This is a genomic window from Pseudomonas sp. FYR_7, from assembly GCF_043106155.1.
GTDB classification, from domain to species: Bacteria; Pseudomonadota; Gammaproteobacteria; order Pseudomonadales; family Pseudomonadaceae; genus Aquipseudomonas; species Aquipseudomonas parafulva_B.
The window spans coordinates 65,117-80,831 of the sequence record NZ_JBICMI010000050.1; the positions used below are offsets into that span (position 1 = coordinate 65,117).

The 15,715-nt window shown below is 62.3% G+C and carries 15 protein-coding genes and 1 pseudogene; 11 read left to right on the forward strand and 5 right to left on the reverse strand.

What is annotated here, in order from left to right; genetic code table 11:
* Positions 1–69 precede the first annotated feature (69 nt).
* From urtB to ACF8R3_RS12805, 5 genes are all read left to right on the forward strand, one after another.
* Positions 70–1,557 (forward strand): urea ABC transporter permease subunit UrtB, encoded by a 1,488-nt coding sequence (urtB, locus tag ACF8R3_RS12785; protein ID WP_058638232.1) that lies wholly within the window; start codon positions 70–72, stop codon positions 1,555–1,557.
* Positions 1,557–2,636 carry an urea ABC transporter permease subunit UrtC gene (urtC, locus tag ACF8R3_RS12790; protein ID WP_058638233.1) on the forward strand — a complete coding sequence of 360 codons (1,080 nt, stop codon included), beginning with the start codon at positions 1,557–1,559 and terminating at the stop codon, positions 2,634–2,636. Before urtB ends, urtC begins: the two co-directional genes overlap by 1 nt.
* Positions 2,633–3,490, forward strand: a complete 858-nt coding sequence (urtD, locus tag ACF8R3_RS12795) for an urea ABC transporter ATP-binding protein UrtD (RefSeq protein WP_058603499.1) — start codon at positions 2,633–2,635, stop codon at positions 3,488–3,490. Before urtC ends, urtD begins: the two co-directional genes overlap by 4 nt.
* 72 nt (positions 3,491–3,562) lie before the next feature.
* The gene (gene urtE, locus ACF8R3_RS12800; RefSeq protein WP_027915298.1) at positions 3,563–4,261 is read left to right on the forward strand and encodes an urea ABC transporter ATP-binding subunit UrtE; all 699 of its coding nucleotides are present in this window, start codon (positions 3,563–3,565) and stop codon (positions 4,259–4,261) included.
* 31 nt (positions 4,262–4,292) lie between these two features.
* Complete coding sequence (locus ACF8R3_RS12805; RefSeq protein ID WP_058638234.1) at positions 4,293–4,814, forward strand: GNAT family N-acetyltransferase; 522 nt, start codon at positions 4,293–4,295, stop codon at positions 4,812–4,814.
* A 90-nt stretch (positions 4,815–4,904) separates the two neighbouring features.
* Here ACF8R3_RS12805 and ACF8R3_RS12810 read toward each other — a convergent pair whose 3' ends face one another.
* A complete protein-coding gene (locus ACF8R3_RS12810; RefSeq protein WP_023534557.1) occupies positions 4,905–5,210 on the reverse strand; it encodes a chaperone modulator CbpM in 306 nt (101 codons plus the stop codon).
* A gap of 2 nt (positions 5,211–5,212) precedes the next feature.
* Complete coding sequence (gene cbpA / locus ACF8R3_RS12815; protein ID WP_027915300.1) at positions 5,213–6,169, reverse strand: curved DNA-binding protein; 957 nt, start codon at positions 6,167–6,169, stop codon at positions 5,213–5,215.
* 163 nt (positions 6,170–6,332) lie between these two features.
* Between cbpA and ACF8R3_RS12820 the strand changes: the two genes are divergently transcribed.
* Positions 6,333–7,601: an Hsp70 family protein gene (locus ACF8R3_RS12820; RefSeq protein WP_058638235.1), complete on the forward strand. Its 1,269-nt coding sequence runs from the start codon at positions 6,333–6,335 to the stop codon at positions 7,599–7,601.
* A gap of 120 nt (positions 7,602–7,721) precedes the next feature.
* On the opposite strand, the gene ACF8R3_RS12825 is transcribed toward ACF8R3_RS12820, so the two are convergent.
* Together ACF8R3_RS12825 and ACF8R3_RS12830 are read right to left on the reverse strand one after the other, a co-directional pair.
* A complete protein-coding gene (locus tag ACF8R3_RS12825) occupies positions 7,722–8,729 on the reverse strand; it encodes an AI-2E family transporter (protein WP_182140183.1) in 1,008 nt (335 codons plus the stop codon).
* Between the two features lie 71 nt (positions 8,730–8,800).
* The gene (locus ACF8R3_RS12830) at positions 8,801–9,088 is read right to left on the reverse strand and encodes a PsiF family protein (RefSeq protein WP_100850707.1); all 288 of its coding nucleotides are present in this window, start codon (positions 9,086–9,088) and stop codon (positions 8,801–8,803) included.
* A 192-nt stretch (positions 9,089–9,280) separates the two neighbouring features.
* Between ACF8R3_RS12830 and osmE the strand changes: the two genes are divergently transcribed.
* Both osmE and ACF8R3_RS12840 read left to right on the forward strand, forming a co-directional pair.
* A complete protein-coding gene (gene osmE, locus ACF8R3_RS12835; protein WP_027915304.1) occupies positions 9,281–9,622 on the forward strand; it encodes an osmotically-inducible lipoprotein OsmE in 342 nt (113 codons plus the stop codon).
* A gap of 49 nt (positions 9,623–9,671) precedes the next feature.
* Positions 9,672–10,202, forward strand: coding sequence for a bacterioferritin (locus ACF8R3_RS12840; protein WP_058603494.1), 531 nt, complete (start codon positions 9,672–9,674; stop codon positions 10,200–10,202).
* Between the two features lie 446 nt (positions 10,203–10,648).
* Here the strand turns inward: ACF8R3_RS12840 and ACF8R3_RS12845 are convergent, their stop codons facing one another.
* The gene (locus ACF8R3_RS12845; RefSeq protein WP_392515684.1) at positions 10,649–12,715 is read right to left on the reverse strand and encodes an AsmA family protein; all 2,067 of its coding nucleotides are present in this window, start codon (positions 12,713–12,715) and stop codon (positions 10,649–10,651) included.
* 339 nt (positions 12,716–13,054) lie between these two features.
* Here ACF8R3_RS12845 and ACF8R3_RS12850 point away from each other — a divergent pair.
* The 3 genes and pseudogenes from ACF8R3_RS12850 to ACF8R3_RS12860 all read left to right on the forward strand — a co-directional run.
* Positions 13,055–13,303: pseudogene (locus ACF8R3_RS12850) on the forward strand (phage infection protein); the annotation flags it as partial.
* 143 nt (positions 13,304–13,446) lie between these two features.
* Positions 13,447–14,079: a TetR family transcriptional regulator gene (locus tag ACF8R3_RS12855; RefSeq protein WP_196121428.1), complete on the forward strand. Its 633-nt coding sequence runs from the start codon at positions 13,447–13,449 to the stop codon at positions 14,077–14,079.
* A gap of 62 nt (positions 14,080–14,141) precedes the next feature.
* Positions 14,142–15,242, forward strand: a complete 1,101-nt coding sequence (locus tag ACF8R3_RS12860; protein WP_145253655.1) for an AGE family epimerase/isomerase — start codon at positions 14,142–14,144, stop codon at positions 15,240–15,242.
* Positions 15,243–15,715 lie beyond the last annotated feature (473 nt).

The window sequence follows — 15,715 nt, forward strand, 5'->3', positions numbered from 1 at the left end:
CAGCCCGCCCGTGGGCGGCCCGGTGTTCGGGTACGCCTGCGCGTAAGCGCTGATTCACAGGAGAGCCTCATGCTCAGATTCCTGCTTACCCTGCTACTGCTGTTGCCCATGGCAGTAGACGCCAGCGAAGGCGAGTTTTTCTTCGCCGCCAAGCCCGCCGAGCAGGCGCGCCTACTCGATACCTGGGCCGCCCAACCCGAGCCAGGCCGACTGGCACTGCTGGAAAACCTGCAGGCCGGCCGAATCGCCAAGGACGACAGCCGCAAGGTGCGCCTGAACAACCGCCTGCGCGGGCTGATCGACAATGCCCTGGCCAGCCACCGGTTACTCAGTGACGACAGCGCCACCCGGCTAGCCGCCGCCAGGCAGTTGCAAAAGAGCGCACAACCGGCCCAGGTCGCCTTGCTCGACCGGCGCTACGCCAGCGAACCGGATGCGACCGTGCGGGCAGCCTTGGGCCTGGCATTGGCCAACCTGCAGCTCGGCGCCAGCGACCCTTCGGTGCGCCTGGCGGCCGTACGCCTGTTAGGGGAAACCGGTGACCCAACGGCCCGTACGCGCCTTGAGGCGCTGTTGCAACCCGAGATGGAAACGGACCCCACGGTGCGTACCGCCGCCGAAACCAGCCTGACCCAGGTCAAGCGCAAGCTGCTGGTCGGTGAAGTACTGGGCCAGGCCTTCAGTGGCCTGTCGCTGGGGTCGATCCTGCTATTGGCGGCGCTGGGGCTGGCGATCACGTTCGGACTTCTGGGTGTGATCAACATGGCGCATGGCGAGATGCTGATGCTCGGCGCCTACAGCACCTACATGGTGCAGGTAGTGGTGCAGCGCTACGCACCGGGTGCCCTGGAGTTCTACCCACTGATCGCCCTGCCCGTGGCGTTCGCCGTCAGTGCCGGTGTCGGCATGGCGCTGGAACGTACGGTGATCCGCCACCTGTACGGCCGCCCTCTGGAAACCCTGCTGGCCACCTGGGGCATCAGCCTGATTCTGATCCAGGCCGTGCGTTTGCTGTTCGGCGCACAGAATGTCGAGGTCAGCAACCCGGCCTGGTTGTCGGGTGGCATCCAGGTTCTGCCCAACCTGATCCTGCCTTACAACCGCCTGGTGATCATCGCGTTCGCGCTGGCCGTGGTGCTGCTGACCTGGCTGCTGCTCAACCGCACGCGCCTGGGCCTGAACGTGCGCGCCGTAACCCAGAACCGCAACATGGCGGCGTGCTGCGGCGTGTCCACCGGGCGTGTGGACATGCTCGCCTTCGGCCTGGGTTCGGGCATCGCCGGCCTGGGCGGCGTGGCCTTGAGCCAGGTCGGCAACGTGGGGCCGGACCTGGGGCAAAGCTACATCATCGATTCATTCCTGGTGGTGGTGCTCGGGGGTGTCGGCCAACTGGCCGGAAGCCTCTGGGCGGCGTTCGGGCTGGGCATCGCCAACAAACTGCTGGAGCCGCAGATCGGTGCGGTGCTCGGCAAGATCCTCATCCTTGCGCTGGTCATCCTGTTCATCCAGAAGCGCCCGCAAGGCCTGTTTGCCCTCAAGGGACGGGTGATCGACTGATGAACCAGCCACTGCTTGTCACCGCTGCGCACAAAGCCGGCCCTCGCCTATCGCTGGCGCTGGGTATCGCCGCCCTGGCGCTGCTGCTCGCCTTGCCGCTGTTGTCGCTGCTGCCCGCCGACCACGCCCTGCATGTGTCGGCCTATGTGCTCACGCTGGTGGGCAAGATCCTCTGCTATGCCATCGTGGCCCTAGCCCTTGACCTGGTCTGGGGCTATGCGGGGCTGCTGTCGCTCGGCCATGGTCTGTTCTTTGCCCTGGGCGGCTACGCCATGGGCATGTACCTGATGCGCCAGGCCGCCGGGGAGGGGCTGCCAGGCTTCATGACGTTCCTGTCCTGGAGCGAGCTGCCCTGGTACTGGGCCGGCACCCAACACTTTGCCTGGGCCCTGTGCCTGGCGGTGCTGGCGCCTGGCATGCTGGCCCTGGTGTTCGGCTGGTTTGCCTTCCGCTCGCGGATCAAGGGTGTGTACTTCTCGATCATGACCCAGGCCCTGACCTTTGCCGGGATGTTGCTGTTCTTTCGCAACGAGACCGGTTTTGGCGGGAACAACGGCTTCACCAGCTTTCGCACCCTGCTGGGCTTCGACATCGCCGCACCCGGAACCCGCGCCGTACTGTTCCTGCTCACCGTTGCGCTGCTGGTCGCCAGCCTGTACCTGTGCTGGCGGTTGACGCGCAGCAAGTTCGGGCGCCTGTTGACGGCCGTTCGCGATGCCGAGAACCGGTTGATGTTCTGCGGCTACGATCCGCGTGGCTTCAAGCTGCTGGTATGGGTGCTCAGCGCCATGCTGTGCGGCCTGGCAGGCGCGCTGTACGTGCCTCAGGTCGGCATCATCAACCCCAGCGAAATGTCGCCCACCAACTCCATCGAGGCTGCTGTCTGGGTGGCACTGGGCGGGCGCGGCACCCTGATCGGCCCGCTGCTGGGCGCGGGGCTGGTCAACGGCATGAAGAGCTGGTTCACGGTGGCTTTCCCGGAATTCTGGCTGTTTTTCCTCGGCGCGCTGTTCATCCTCGTGACCCTGTACTTGCCCAAGGGCCTGGTCGGCCTGTGGAACAAAAGGAGCCAGTCATGAGAGGCCTGCCCCCGGTACACCCGGAGTTCATGCTCGAACCTGCCTTCGACCCGCAGGGTATCGGCCGCGACGCCATAGGCCTGGGCCATGCCCGCGTACCAGGCCTGGACGCGCGGCATGGCACCGTGCTGAGCCTTGAAGAGGTGAGCGTCAGCTTCGATGGGTTCAAGGCACTCAATGCGCTGACGCTGTATATCGGCGTGGGCGAGCTGCGCTGCATCATCGGGCCAAACGGTGCGGGCAAGACCACGATGATGGACGTGATCACCGGCAAGACACGGCCCAGCGCAGGCAGTGCCTACTTTGGTGACACGCTCGACCTGACGCGCATGAGCGAGTACCAGATTGCCCAGGCTGGCATCGGCCGCAAGTTCCAGAAACCCACGGTGTTCGAGGCGTTGAGCCTGTATGAAAACCTCGAGCTGGCGCTCAAGACCGACAAGTCGGTGTGGGCGAGCCTGAGGTCGCGCCTGAGCGGCGAGCAACGCGACAGGATCGACGACGTCCTGACCACCGTGCGGCTGAACGGGCTGGCCTCGCGTCAGGCCGGGCTGCTGTCCCACGGCCAGAAGCAGTTTCTGGAAATTGCCATGCTGCTGGTCCAGGAACCTCAACTGCTGTTGCTCGACGAACCCGTGGCCGGCATGACCGACGCCGAAACCGCCTTTACCGCCGAGCTGTTCAAGGGCCTTGCAGGCAAACACTCGCTGATGGTGGTCGAGCATGACATGGGGTTCGTGGGCAGCATCGCCGACCATGTGACGGTGCTGCACCAGGGCTCGGTGCTGGCTGAGGGGTCGCTTGAGCAGGTGCAGGCCGATGATCGTGTGGTCGAGGTGTACCTCGGTCGTTGAACAGGCGCACGTTTTCCCGCGTACACCGGTGAGCTGCCGGGGACGCCCAACCCGTTACTTCAGGAGCCTTGCATGCTCAAGATCGATACGCTGCACCAGTACTACGGCGGCAGCCATATTCTGCGCGGCCTTTCCTTCGAAGCCAGGCTGGGCGAGGTCACCTGCCTGCTGGGCCGCAACGGCGTGGGCAAGACCACGTTGCTGCGTTGCCTGATGGGCCTGGTGCCCGTGCGCGAAGGCAGCGTGGAATGGGAAGGCAAGCCCATCACCGCACTCAAGCCGCACCACCGGGTGCAGGCCGGCATTGCGTACGTGCCACAGGGCCGAGAAATTTTCCCGCGCTTGAGCGTCGAGGAAAACCTGCTGATGGGCCTGTCACGCTTTCCGGGGCGCGAGGCGCGTGAAGTGCCTGCCTTCATCTACGAGTTGTTCCCTGTGCTTGAGCAGATGAAGCAACGCCGTGGCGGGGATTTGTCCGGGGGGCAGCAACAGCAGCTGGCCATCGGCCGGGCATTGGCCAGTCGTCCGCGCCTGCTGATTCTCGATGAGCCCACCGAGGGTATCCAGCCTTCGGTGATCAAGGAAATAGGCGCGGTGATCCAGCGGCTGGCGCAGCGCGGCGACATGGCCATCCTGCTGGTCGAGCAGTTCTACGATTTTGCCGAGGCTTTGGCTGATCACTACCTGGTTATGGCCCGTGGCCAGATCGTGCAGCGTGGCCGGGGCGAAAACATGCAGGCCGAAGGTGTACGCGGGCTGGTAACCATTTAACCTGCACGCTTCGACCTAGCGAGACGCTGCCATGAGTCACGAAATCCGCGACGCCCTGCCTGCCGACCTACCGGCCATCCTCGACATCTACAACGATGCCGTGCGCAACACCACGGCCATCTGGAACGAGACACCGGTGGACCTGGCCAACCGCCAGGCTTGGTTCGACACCCGTGCGCAACAGGGTTACCCGATACTGGTGGCCGTGGACGGCGCCGACGTGCTGGGCTACGCCTCCTTCGGGGACTGGCGCCCGTTCGAGGGGTTTCGCCACACGGTCGAGCATTCGGTATATGTGCGCAGCGATCAGCGCGGCAAAGGGCTTGGGCCGGCGCTGATGATTGCGTTGATCGAGCGCGCCCAAGGCTGCGGCAAGCACGTCATGGTCGCGGCCATCGAAAGCGGCAACGCAGCGTCTGTGCACCTGCACGAGCGCCTGGGTTTCGTGGTTACCGGGCAGATGCCGCAGGTGGGCGTGAAATTCGGGCGCTGGCTGGACCTGACCTTCATGCAGCGGGTGCTGAGCCCAGGGGCCGATCCAGACCAGCCATGACACCGGGCCCAGGCAGTCCTCACGCAGCCTTGCCGGGTGACACAAGGCTGCACTGGCCAGCGTTCCAGCCTTGCCCGCGCCTGATGACACTCACATCTGCGTGAACCTGCCCAGGCGCTGGCGCAGCATGCTGTTCTCGTTGCGTAGCTGCTGCACCTCCTGGAGCAATTCCAGGGCCAGCGCCACGCCTTCCCATTCCAGTTCCAGCTCCTGGTGCAGCTTGGCCGCGCGCCTTGCCAGCAGCGGTGCCTGATCGTCGAACAGCCAGTCTTCAGGCCTGCGCCCGGTTGGCTCCACAATGCCGTGCTCGACGATCTCGATCACACAGTCCGCCGTGAGGTCGGCTTCCTGACACAAGGTATGCATGTCCAGTTGAACGATCAGGGTGCTGCTCATGATCACTTACTCCATTGTGCCCTCGGGTCGAACGCGGCCTTCTCGGAAAGCTTGGCCCACAGTTCCCGGGTAGATTCGTCAGAGGTGGTCGGCATGACGACCTTGAGCTGTGCATAGAGGTTGCCGCGCTGGCCCTGCTTGTCGGCCAGGCCCTTGCCTGGCACCCGCAGGCGCTGCCCGCTCTGGCTGTCGGGGCGGATGGTCAGGTTGATCCTGCCTTCGAGCGTAGGTACCGCCACCTTGGTGCCCAGGGCCGCTTCCCAGGGTGCTAGCGGCACGGTGATGATCAGGTCGTGCCCTTCGACGTCGAACAGCGGGTGCGGGGCCATGCGGATGGTCAGGAACAAATCGCCATTGGCACCGCCACCGACCCCCGGGGCACCCTGGCCCTTGAGGCGAATGCGCTCGCCATCGGTCACGCCGGCCGGGATCTTCACGTTCAGGGTCTTGGTGGTGAACCCGGTGCGCTGGCCCATGGCATTGGTTTGCGGTACCTGGAAGCTGATCTGCTTGGACTCTTTGCTCAGGGTTTCTTCCAGAAATACCGCCAGTTCAAGCTCCACATCCTGCCCTCGCCTGCCGGCACTGCGCTGTTGTTGACGGGCACCCCCGAACGGGTTGCCTCCACGACCGCCGAACATCGAGCTGAAAAAGTCCGAAAAATCGCCACTCTCGAAACCACCCCCGGCCCCGCCTCGGCTTTCCCAGCCCGGCGGTGCCTGGAACGGCCTGCCATGCTGGCCGCCGTACTTGCGGATTTCATCGAATTCGGCGCGTTTCTGCGCGTCGCCCAGCACTTCGTAGGCCTCGTTGGCTTCCTTGAATTTGTCTTCGGCGTCGCGCTCTTTGCTGACATCAGGGTGATACTTGCGGGCCAGCTTGCGGTACGCGGCCTTGATCGCCTTGTCGTCCGCCGTGGGCTCTACGCCAAGTATCTTGTAGTAGTCTTTGAAGTCCATCTAGGGATCACCAGTGTGAATGTGCGTGTTGCTGGAGAAGATAGGGATCAAGCATAGCCTTTCAAGGCCCGCTTGGGGTTGCTCCATGGCAGACGACCGGTCTTGATTCTGTCGCCAGCTGGCATACACTGCGCGGCCGTTTTGCCTCCGGAAGCCTTTTCCCATGTCCGACGTATCCCCGGCCCGCGCCCTTGGCATCGACTTTGGCACCTCCAACTCGACGGTTGGCTGGCACCGTCCGGGCATGGAATCGCTGATTGCCCTGGAAGACGGCAAGATTACCTTGCCCTCGGTGGTGTTCTTCAACATCGAGGAGCGCCGCCCTGTCTATGGCCGGCTGGCCCTGCACGAATACCTCGAAGGTTACGAGGGGCGCTTGATGCGCTCGCTCAAGAGCCTGCTCGGGTCCAAGCTGATCAAGCACGACACCAGCGTGCTGGGCAGCGCACTGCCGTTCAAGGACCTGCTGGGGATGTTCATCGGTGAGCTGAAAAACCGCGCGCAGGCTGAGGCCGGGCGTGAGTTCGACCAGGTGGTACTTGGCCGCCCGGTATTCTTCGTCGACGAGGACCCGGCAGCCGACCAGGAAGCCGAGGACACGCTGGCCGAGGTGGCACGCAAGATCGGCTTCAAGGACGTATCGTTCCAGTACGAGCCCATCGCCGCGGCGTTCGACTACGAGTCAGGCATCAGCCGTGAAGAACTGGTGCTGATCGTCGACATCGGCGGCGGTACGTCCGACTTCACCCTTATTCGCCTGTCGCCGGAGCGGCACGCGGTGGCCGAGCGCCAGAGCGACATCCTCGCAACCGGTGGCGTACACATCGGCGGTACGGACTTCGACAAGCAGCTGAGCCTGCAAGGGGTGATGCCGCTGTTCGGATATGGCAGCCGCATGAAAAGCGGTGCCTTGATGCCAACCAGCTATCACCTCAACCTGGCCACCTGGCATACGATCAACGCGCTGTACTCACAGAAGTCGCAGTTGGCGCTGGGCAACATGCGCTACGACATCGAGGACACCCTTGGCGTTGATCGGCTGTTCAAACTCATCGAGGAGCGCGCCGGGCATTGGCTGGCCATGGAAGTGGAAGCCAGCAAGATCGAATTGACCGAGCAGCCGAGTCGTCACGTCGACCTCGGCCGCATCGAACCAGGCCTTGGCGTGGACCTGTCTCGCAACCTGTTCGAGACGGCCATCGAAAGCCTGTTGGAACGGGTGCGGGCCAGTGTCACGGACTTGCTGGCCAAGGCCGGGGTCAGCCAGGGCCAGGTCAACACGGTCTTCTTCACGGGCGGCTCCAGCGGCATTCCAGCCCTGCGCAACAGTGTGGCGGCGATGTTGCCCAATGCCCGTCACGTGGAAGGCAATATCTTTGGCAGCATCGGCAGTGGGCTGGCCATTGAGGCACGCAAGCGTTATGGCGCGTGACGAAACGACGGGGTAAGGGGCGCCTGTGTCGCCCCTCGTTGACGGTAGCGCTGGCTGTAACCGCCTGACCAAGCCTGCGCCGGCCTTGTTATGTCCTGAGCAGGCCCGCCGTGGCCGCCTTCAAACCAGCTCCATCCTGCGCAGCTCGCTCTTGAGATAAGCGTAATAGACCGGCCCTGCCACCACCCCCGGCAGGCCGAACGCCGCTTCGAACACCAGCATGGCCAACAGCAGTTCCCAGGCCTTGGCCCTGATCTGCCCACCGACGATCTTGGCGTTGAGGAAGTACTCCACCTTGTGGATGACGATCAGGTAGACCAACGCCGCCGCTGCCACCCACACCGACAACGACAACCCGACGATGGTGATCAGGGTGTTGGACATGAGGTTGCCGATGACCGGTAGCAGACCCAACAGGAACGTCAGCACGATCAAGGTCTTGGTCAGCGGCAGGTGCACGCCGAACAACGGCAACACCACGGCCAGAAAGATGCCAGTGAAGGCGGTGTTGAGCAGAGAAATCTTGATCTGGGCGAAAACGATGTTGCGGAACGCCTGTACCAGCAGGTTCAGGCGCTCGAACAGGGCGGCTGCCAGAGGTTTGCGCCGGGAGATGTCGGGTATGCGCTGCAGGGCGACGATAGCCCCCAGGATCATGCCGATCAGCAAGGTCACGAACATGTGGGCCATGCCCTTGCCCACCAGTTGCAAATCACTGAGATGGCTCTTGATCCAGTCGCCGATCGCCACCTTGAACTCAGCAGCACTGGCCGGCAAATAGCCCTCGATGAACGGCGGCAACTGCCCGCGCGCCCGCTCAACCAACGCCATGAACTTGTCCAGCGAAGCGCCAGGATTTTCCGCTTCATGCAACAAGAAGCTGAACGCCCCGGCGATCAGCAGCGCCAGGCTGATCACCACCAGCGTGCCCAGCAGCGCCACTGCCAGCCAGCGCGCACGCTGCCCGGCAATCAATGGCTGCAGGCGCGGCGTGAGCATGTTGACCAGTTCGAACACCAGCAGGCCTGCCAGCAGGCTGGGCAGCAGCTTCAACGGCAACGCCAACAGCAAGCCTGCGAACACGATAATCAAACTGGCCAGGGTGACTTGGCGGGGGGTGAAGGTCATACAGCCTCAGCGGCAGCCAACGAAGAAGATCCGCAGTCTGCCAGCGTTATGCCTGCAGGCATAGGCACCGATCATTTCTTCTTCAGGCACTCACTCATGAAGGCCTTGCGCTCATCACCCTTGAGCACCTTGGCGGTGGCGTCGGCATTGCACGTCTTCATTTTCTCTTGCTGGGTTTGTGGCGCCTGTTTCTTCAGGCACGTACTCATGAAGGCCTTGCGGGCGTCGCCCTTGAGCGATTGCGCCGTGGCATCTGCATTGCAAGTTTTCATCTTTTCCTGCTGGGTGGTATTTGCCGCGAAACCTTGGGCGCTGAACAACAGCGCAACCATCAGTAACGGAATGTGCAGCCGTTTCATGTCGTGTTCTCCTGAGCCCGCGCCCAACGCACGGTGACACCTGCAGTGTAGACAAGCGCTGGCGCGAGGCCCGTTTTGCCATCAAGCGCACGACAACCTTTTGCACGCAGGCAATTGGCTAGCTCGATCGAACTCCTGGCGCTGCGTGAGGTTCAAAACCTGCACATACCCTTTTTTGCAAGGAGCGGGACGATGTTCAAGCAGACTCTGGCAATCCTTCTGGCCAGCGCCACTCTGGCGGCATGCGGCAGCCGCCCGGAAAACCCGGTGGACTATGTGACCTACCGCAACGAGCCCCTGGTCAAGCAGGTCGAAAATGGCATGACCATGCAGCGCGTCATCGCCATCGGCGGCAGCCCGTCCAACGTCATCGACCTGCCCAATGGCGGTACCTGCAACGACTACATTCTCAACCGCGACGGCAAGCAGCAGCCGTACTACGTGCGCTTCGATGCCACCGGCCATGTGGATGCCAAGGGTTTCAAGACCTGCAAACAACGTGAAGAAGACCGCGAGGCCGTCAAAGGCGCGTAAGGCTTCCGCTACCTGACTACGACTACTTGATGCTTTTTGGAGATGAAACATGAACACGACTGAAATGACCGACATTCAAACCTTGCGCCAGCGTGCGCGCGAACATGTGGAAAACGGTGCCGTGACCGAAGGCTACAATGCCGATCGCGAGCGCATCATCAAGCTGCTCAACGATTCGCTGGCGACCGAGCTGGTCTGTACCCTGCGCTACAAGCGTCACTACTTCATGGCTTCTGGCGTCAAGGCCAGCGTGGCTGCCGAAGAATTCCTGGAGCATGCCAACCAGGAATCCGAACACGCCGACAAGCTGGCCGAGCGTATCGTGCAGCTGGGCGGTGAGCCTGACTTCAACCCGGACAACCTGAGCAAGAACTCCCACGCTCAGTACGTGGCAGGCACGACCCTCAAGGAAATGGTCCTGGAAGACTTGGTAGCCGAGCGTATCGCCATCGACAGCTACCGCGAGATCATCCAGTACATCGGCGACAAGGACCCGACCACTCGCCGCATCTTCGAAGACATCCTGGCGCAGGAAGAAGAGCACGCCGACGACATGTCCGACCTGCTCGATGGGCTGTAAGACCAGTAGCAACCGACAAGGCCGCTGATGCGGTCACGCTGTTCACGCAGGGCTGCTTCGCAGCCCATTGCGGTCAGTCCGGCGCCCTGACCGGACCATTCCACCTCGGAGATCGTGAAGCACTGGCGATCTTTCCCTTGACTCTGGATTACTCAAGCCCACGACCGGCTCCGCCGGAGCGTTGGACTGGCTGCAATTGCCTGCGCAGTAGCCCCAGGATCTTAGCTTCGCAGCGCATAATGCCGGGGCTGCGCTGCGGCCCATCGCGGCACCAGGCCGCTCCTACCTTGGTTCTGTATTGGCTGAGATAGCGGGGCCTGGACTTTGCAGAAGCAACTGCCTAAGGCCGCCCCGAAGGCTAACCGATTTCTAGGTAGGAGCGCTCTAGTGCCGCGATGGGCTGCGCAGCCGCTCCAAGGTTCAGCTCGCAGGCCCATGCCCCGCCATCACTTGCGGCTTTTGACGGCCGCCGGCGCCTTACCTTCCTTCATCTGCTGCAACAAGGGTGTGCACTGGTTGGGATCATCCCCACTGCTGGGTGCGATCAGCGCCAAGAGACCGGCCGCAGGCCCCGCGACCACCCCAAGGGCAACCATACCGGCGCCGCGCAGTGCCAGCGGTACGGCCTGTACCCCGGCGCTAGGTTTGGCGAAAGCCCCCCGCACATACAGCGGCGAGCGCAGGGAGAACAGCCTCAACCCCTTGGATTCCGGCGTGATCTTCAGGTCCAGGCGCTCGTTGGCGAAGTTGGCGGTGCCGTTGATATAGATGATCGCGTTCTCGGTGTCGAAAATGAACAGGCGCGTACTGGCAAGGCCATTCTTGATACCGACATCGGCTGCGGCGCAGTTGATCTTCACGTCCTCATCACCGAAGAGTTTGTCGACGATGTAGTTGCCCACGTTCAAACCTGCGATTTCCATGAGGCTGCGGCTGATCGCGCCATCGTTGACCAGCATGCGCAGATCGCCATTGGCGCTACCGAGCAGTGCTGCCACGGAGTTGCCGCGACCGGCGATGTCGGCATCCCCATTGAGCTCGCCAAAGCTGCTTTGCATCGGTGCGAAGGTGGGGAACAGTTGCTTGAGCTTGAACCCCCTCGCAGTAAGCCGTGCACGCCCCTGCAACGGAACGTTGCGGCCGTCCAGACGAATGCGTGATGCCAGGTTGCCGCCCGCTACGCCGAACCTCAACGGCTCCAGGCGCAGCAGGCCGTCTTCCAGGATCACGTGGGCCGACAGGTCGTTGAAAGGAAGCTGCTCGCTGTGCACGATGCGCTTGCCGGTGAAGGTGACATCGGCATCCATGGCACGCCAGCGATCGGTACGGAATTCCTCGACCGGCAAGACCTTGTCGGACGGCTGCTTGCTGGCACCACCACGGGCTTTTTGCTCGGCATTGGAGTCAGCGCCGATCAGTGGTGCCAAGTCCTTGAACAGGAGCTGGTTGGAAACGAGCTTGCCCGTGAGCTTGGGCCGAGGCTTGCTGGCGACATACGCCAGGTCACCGTGAATGTCGCTGTCACCGATCTTGCCATTGAACCCTTGGTATTCGAAGGTAGCGCCTTGCTCGGCGTGCAGGTTGGCGTTGAGGTGACCATCGGTGGAATACGCTGGAGTGTCAGGCAATGTCACGCCGGTCAACGGGAACAGATTGCCAAGGCTGGCGCCTGACAGGCGCAGCCGCAGATCGAGCGCACCCAGGTTGAGCGGGTCGGTCAGGGTACCAGCCAATACCACATGGGTATCGGCGATGCGCACATCCGCTTGCAGCGGGAAGGGTTGATCGGACGCTTTGAGTGCCAGCAGGCCGCCGATCTTGCCGGTGCCGGACACGGGCTGGTCCTTGTAGCGTCCCTGCGCCTTGAGGCCAAACGCATAGTCCTGTGCAGGCGCCGACTTCTCGGCCGTGGCCTTGCCCACGATTTCGCTGAATGCAATGGGCTTGCCCAGAGGATCGATCTGGACCTTCATGCGAGCCTTGAGCGTCTGGTCGTCAAAGCTGATATTGCCTTGGTCGAAACCGATCGCGCCGATGTCCATCTGCCATTTGGACGGTTCTTCGTTCTCGTCCTTCGGGCCGAAGTCGAAATTCCAGTTGGCCCGGCCGTCCGCCAGGCGCGTCAGGCTGGCAGTCGGCTTGGTCAGGTTGATACGCGGGATGCTGACCTGGTGGAACAACAGCGGCAGCGGCGACAGGCGAAACTCCACGCGCTCCAGTGCAACCATCTGCGGCTCTTTGAGCCAGTCCGGGTTGCCCAGGGTAAGATCTTCAGCCGTGAAATGCGGCCAGGGTATCCACGCCCGCCAACCGCCTTCTTCAGGCTCGGTGCGCCAGTGCACTGCAAGGTTGCCATTGATGGCGAAGGGCCGATGCAAGGCCTCGGACACCTTTTCGTTGAGCAGGGGCTTGACGCGGTTCCAGTCGAAGGTGGCAATCACCACGACCAGGATTGCCAGCACGGTCAGCAGTGTGGTCAGGGTCCAGAGGATGATTCTGGCGGGGCGCGTCATTGCGTGAGTCTCCATGCGGCAAGGCGAAAACAAGCGTAGCGGTGAGGGGTCATGTATCTGGGACTGATGAAAGGCGTGAGGGTTTTATCTCAGGGGGAGGATAGCCAAGAATTTCCTGTGCCTGGATGCGCCTGGCTCGTCCGGTTCGCTTGGCGCACCCCGTGCGTACCCATGCCATCAAGCCCCCTGCAACTCAGCCAGGGCTCTGAATAGAGCCTTTGACGGCTGATATCAATGAGGTCGATTTTTACCATTACCCGGATGAACTTCTCTATGCCGATGCGCGGCGTAGCATTGGCTACACACCCGTTTTCCAGCCCCGCAGAGGAGCACTGAATCATGAAACGCCACCTGTTGACCCTCACCCTTTCCCTGCTTGCAGCCAATGCGTTCGCCCTGCCAGGTGCCGAGCAGCACCTGACCGCCGAATCACGTTCGAGCGCTGTTCAAAACATCCAACCGCTTGAAACACTTGCCGAAGGCGGTTCAGACCGGTTGATCGAGCGTAGCGCCCGTGTTGCCGAAGGTGGCTCCGATCGCCTGATCGAGCGCAGCGGCCGTGTTGCCGAAGGCGGTGCAGATCGCTTGTCGCAAACGGCACGGGTGAGCTGACCTTATGCAAGACGCACCGCGCTGTCGTCTGCCTGACCTACCCCTTCGAGCCCGGTCCATTGACCGGGCTTCGTTTTTTTAACTAGAGTGCCCAGCCACCCTCTATAGAAACCTGCATCATGTTGCCGCGTGCCGAACAGAAGCTACAGACCCGCCAGGCCCTGCTCGACGCCGCCTGCCTGCTCATGGAGAGTGGTCGCGGTTTTGGCAGCATCAGCCTGCGCGAAGTGGCCAAGGCGGCCGGCATCGTGCCCACCGGCTTCTACCGACATTTCCCGGACATGGATGCACTGGGCCTGGCACTGGTCAGCGAGGTGGACGATACCTTCCGCCAGACCATCCGGCTGGTGCGACACAACGAGTTCGAGCTGGGCGGTATCACGGATGCGTCGGTCCGTATATTCCTCGACGTGGTCGCTGCCCACCGTGCCCAGTTTCTATTCCTGGCGCGTGAGCAGTACGGAGGCTCGCACCTCGTGCGCCAGGCCATCGCCCAACTGCGTGAAAACATCACCGCTGACCTGGCCACCGACCTGGGCCGGATGCAGCGTTGGCAGCACCTGGACAATGCTGCGCTTACCGTCATGGCGGACCTGGTGGTCAAGACCGTGTTCGCCACCTTGCCCGAATTGATCGACAGGCCAGAAAGGGGTGAACCCCAGGCGTTGACCCCTCAGGAAAAGATCACCCAGCAATTGCGCTTCATCTTCGTCGGTGCGCGGCATTGGCAAGGCCTTGGCAACCCTGGCTGACGGGCTCGGTAAACCCGACTTCTGCTACCATGGCGCCCTGCCCGACAGCGACGAGCGCCAAGATGTCCAACCCCCGCCCCACCCTGCCCGAACTGACCCGCTTCAATCAGCACTTTGCCACGTGCATCGTGCCCCTATGGCAGGGGCCAGGCTGGAACACCGAACTGGCACTGCCCTACGAAGCGCTCGACGCCGAACATCAGCCGCTGCCTGTGCAGCGCTATCGGGCCATGGCGTGCGCACGCCAGTTGTACCTGTTCAGCAGCCGCATCGATCAACCGGGTGCGGCCGAACGCGCCGCGGCATTGTTCCGCTCCTTGCAAAAGCACTTCCATGACCCCGAGCACGGTGGCTGGTTCTACAGTATCGACGCCCAGGGCAAGCCGCTGGACCGGCGCAAGGACCTCTATACCCACGCGTTCATCGTCTTCGCCTGCGCGCACTATTGGGGCCAGGTCCGCGACAACCTGGTGGTCTCCGCCCTGGCTGCTGCGCTGGACGTCATCGAGCATCGCTTTGCCCGGGATGATGGCTTGTACGAGGCCAGCCTGGGTGAAGACTGGGGCAACCTGGGCAGTGGCGCGCTGCAGAACCCGCAGATGCATTTGGCGGAAGCCTTCCTGCAGGTGTTGGCCGTGCGTGATGACCAGGCTGTGCAGCAGTCACTTTTGCAGTTATGCACCGCGATGCAGGCCCACTTCATCGAGCCTGCCCACGGCCTGATGCTGGAAAAGCCCAGGGGCACTGTGGATAACTGGTTCGAGCCGGGTCATCAGTTCGAGTGGTTCTATTTGCTGCACACCTCGCCGCTGCTGCGTGAGACGGCGTTGCATGCTTCCATTGAGCGGGGGTTCGCCTTTGCCGAGCGCCATGGCGTGAAAAACATGGCGGTGCTGGCGATGCTGGATGTGCAAGGGCACGTGCTGGATGCGACCCAGCGTATCTGGGCACAGGCCGAATACGCCAGGGCCTTGGCATTGCGCCCTGACGCAGACGTGAAGCTGCCCCAGCTGTTGCAGGCCCTGCAGGGGCGGTTCTTGCGGCAGGCGGGATGGTATGAGTGCCGGGATGGGCAGGGCGATGTCAGCCGGCATGATATGCCGTCGACTACGCCTTATCATCTGGCTACCTGTCTGGAAGGGTTGAAGCGATTGGGTGGGTGAAGGCGGACGCTGCTAGCGTTGTTACCGTAATGCGTGGTTAGGCCTAGATTCTGGAGCCGTCCAGCGCGCTGAGAAGCTTGCGCCATTGAAATACGTTCAATGGCGAGCGTTGTCAGGACTGCTACAGTATCGAGTGCCTGATTTACTGGCGTAGTTATATTCACATTGCTACTACTCTTGTAACAGCAACAGCATATGTAAATACAAGATCCTAGTTACGCCTGTACATTCTTTGAAGACGACTCAATTACCGTGTGGGAGCGGCCTTGTGCCGCGATGGGCCGCGCAGCGGCCCCAAAATTTGAGCAATATCGCTATGACTGGGGCCGCTGCGCGGCCCATCGCGGCACAAGGCCGCTCCTACACGGGATATATATCGCGGCAAGTTTAGAAGTTATCACTCCTACTATAGACACTGTTGCTGTGGCTGTGGCTGTGGCTTTTGATCTTGCTTTTGATCTTCGCGACTTCAG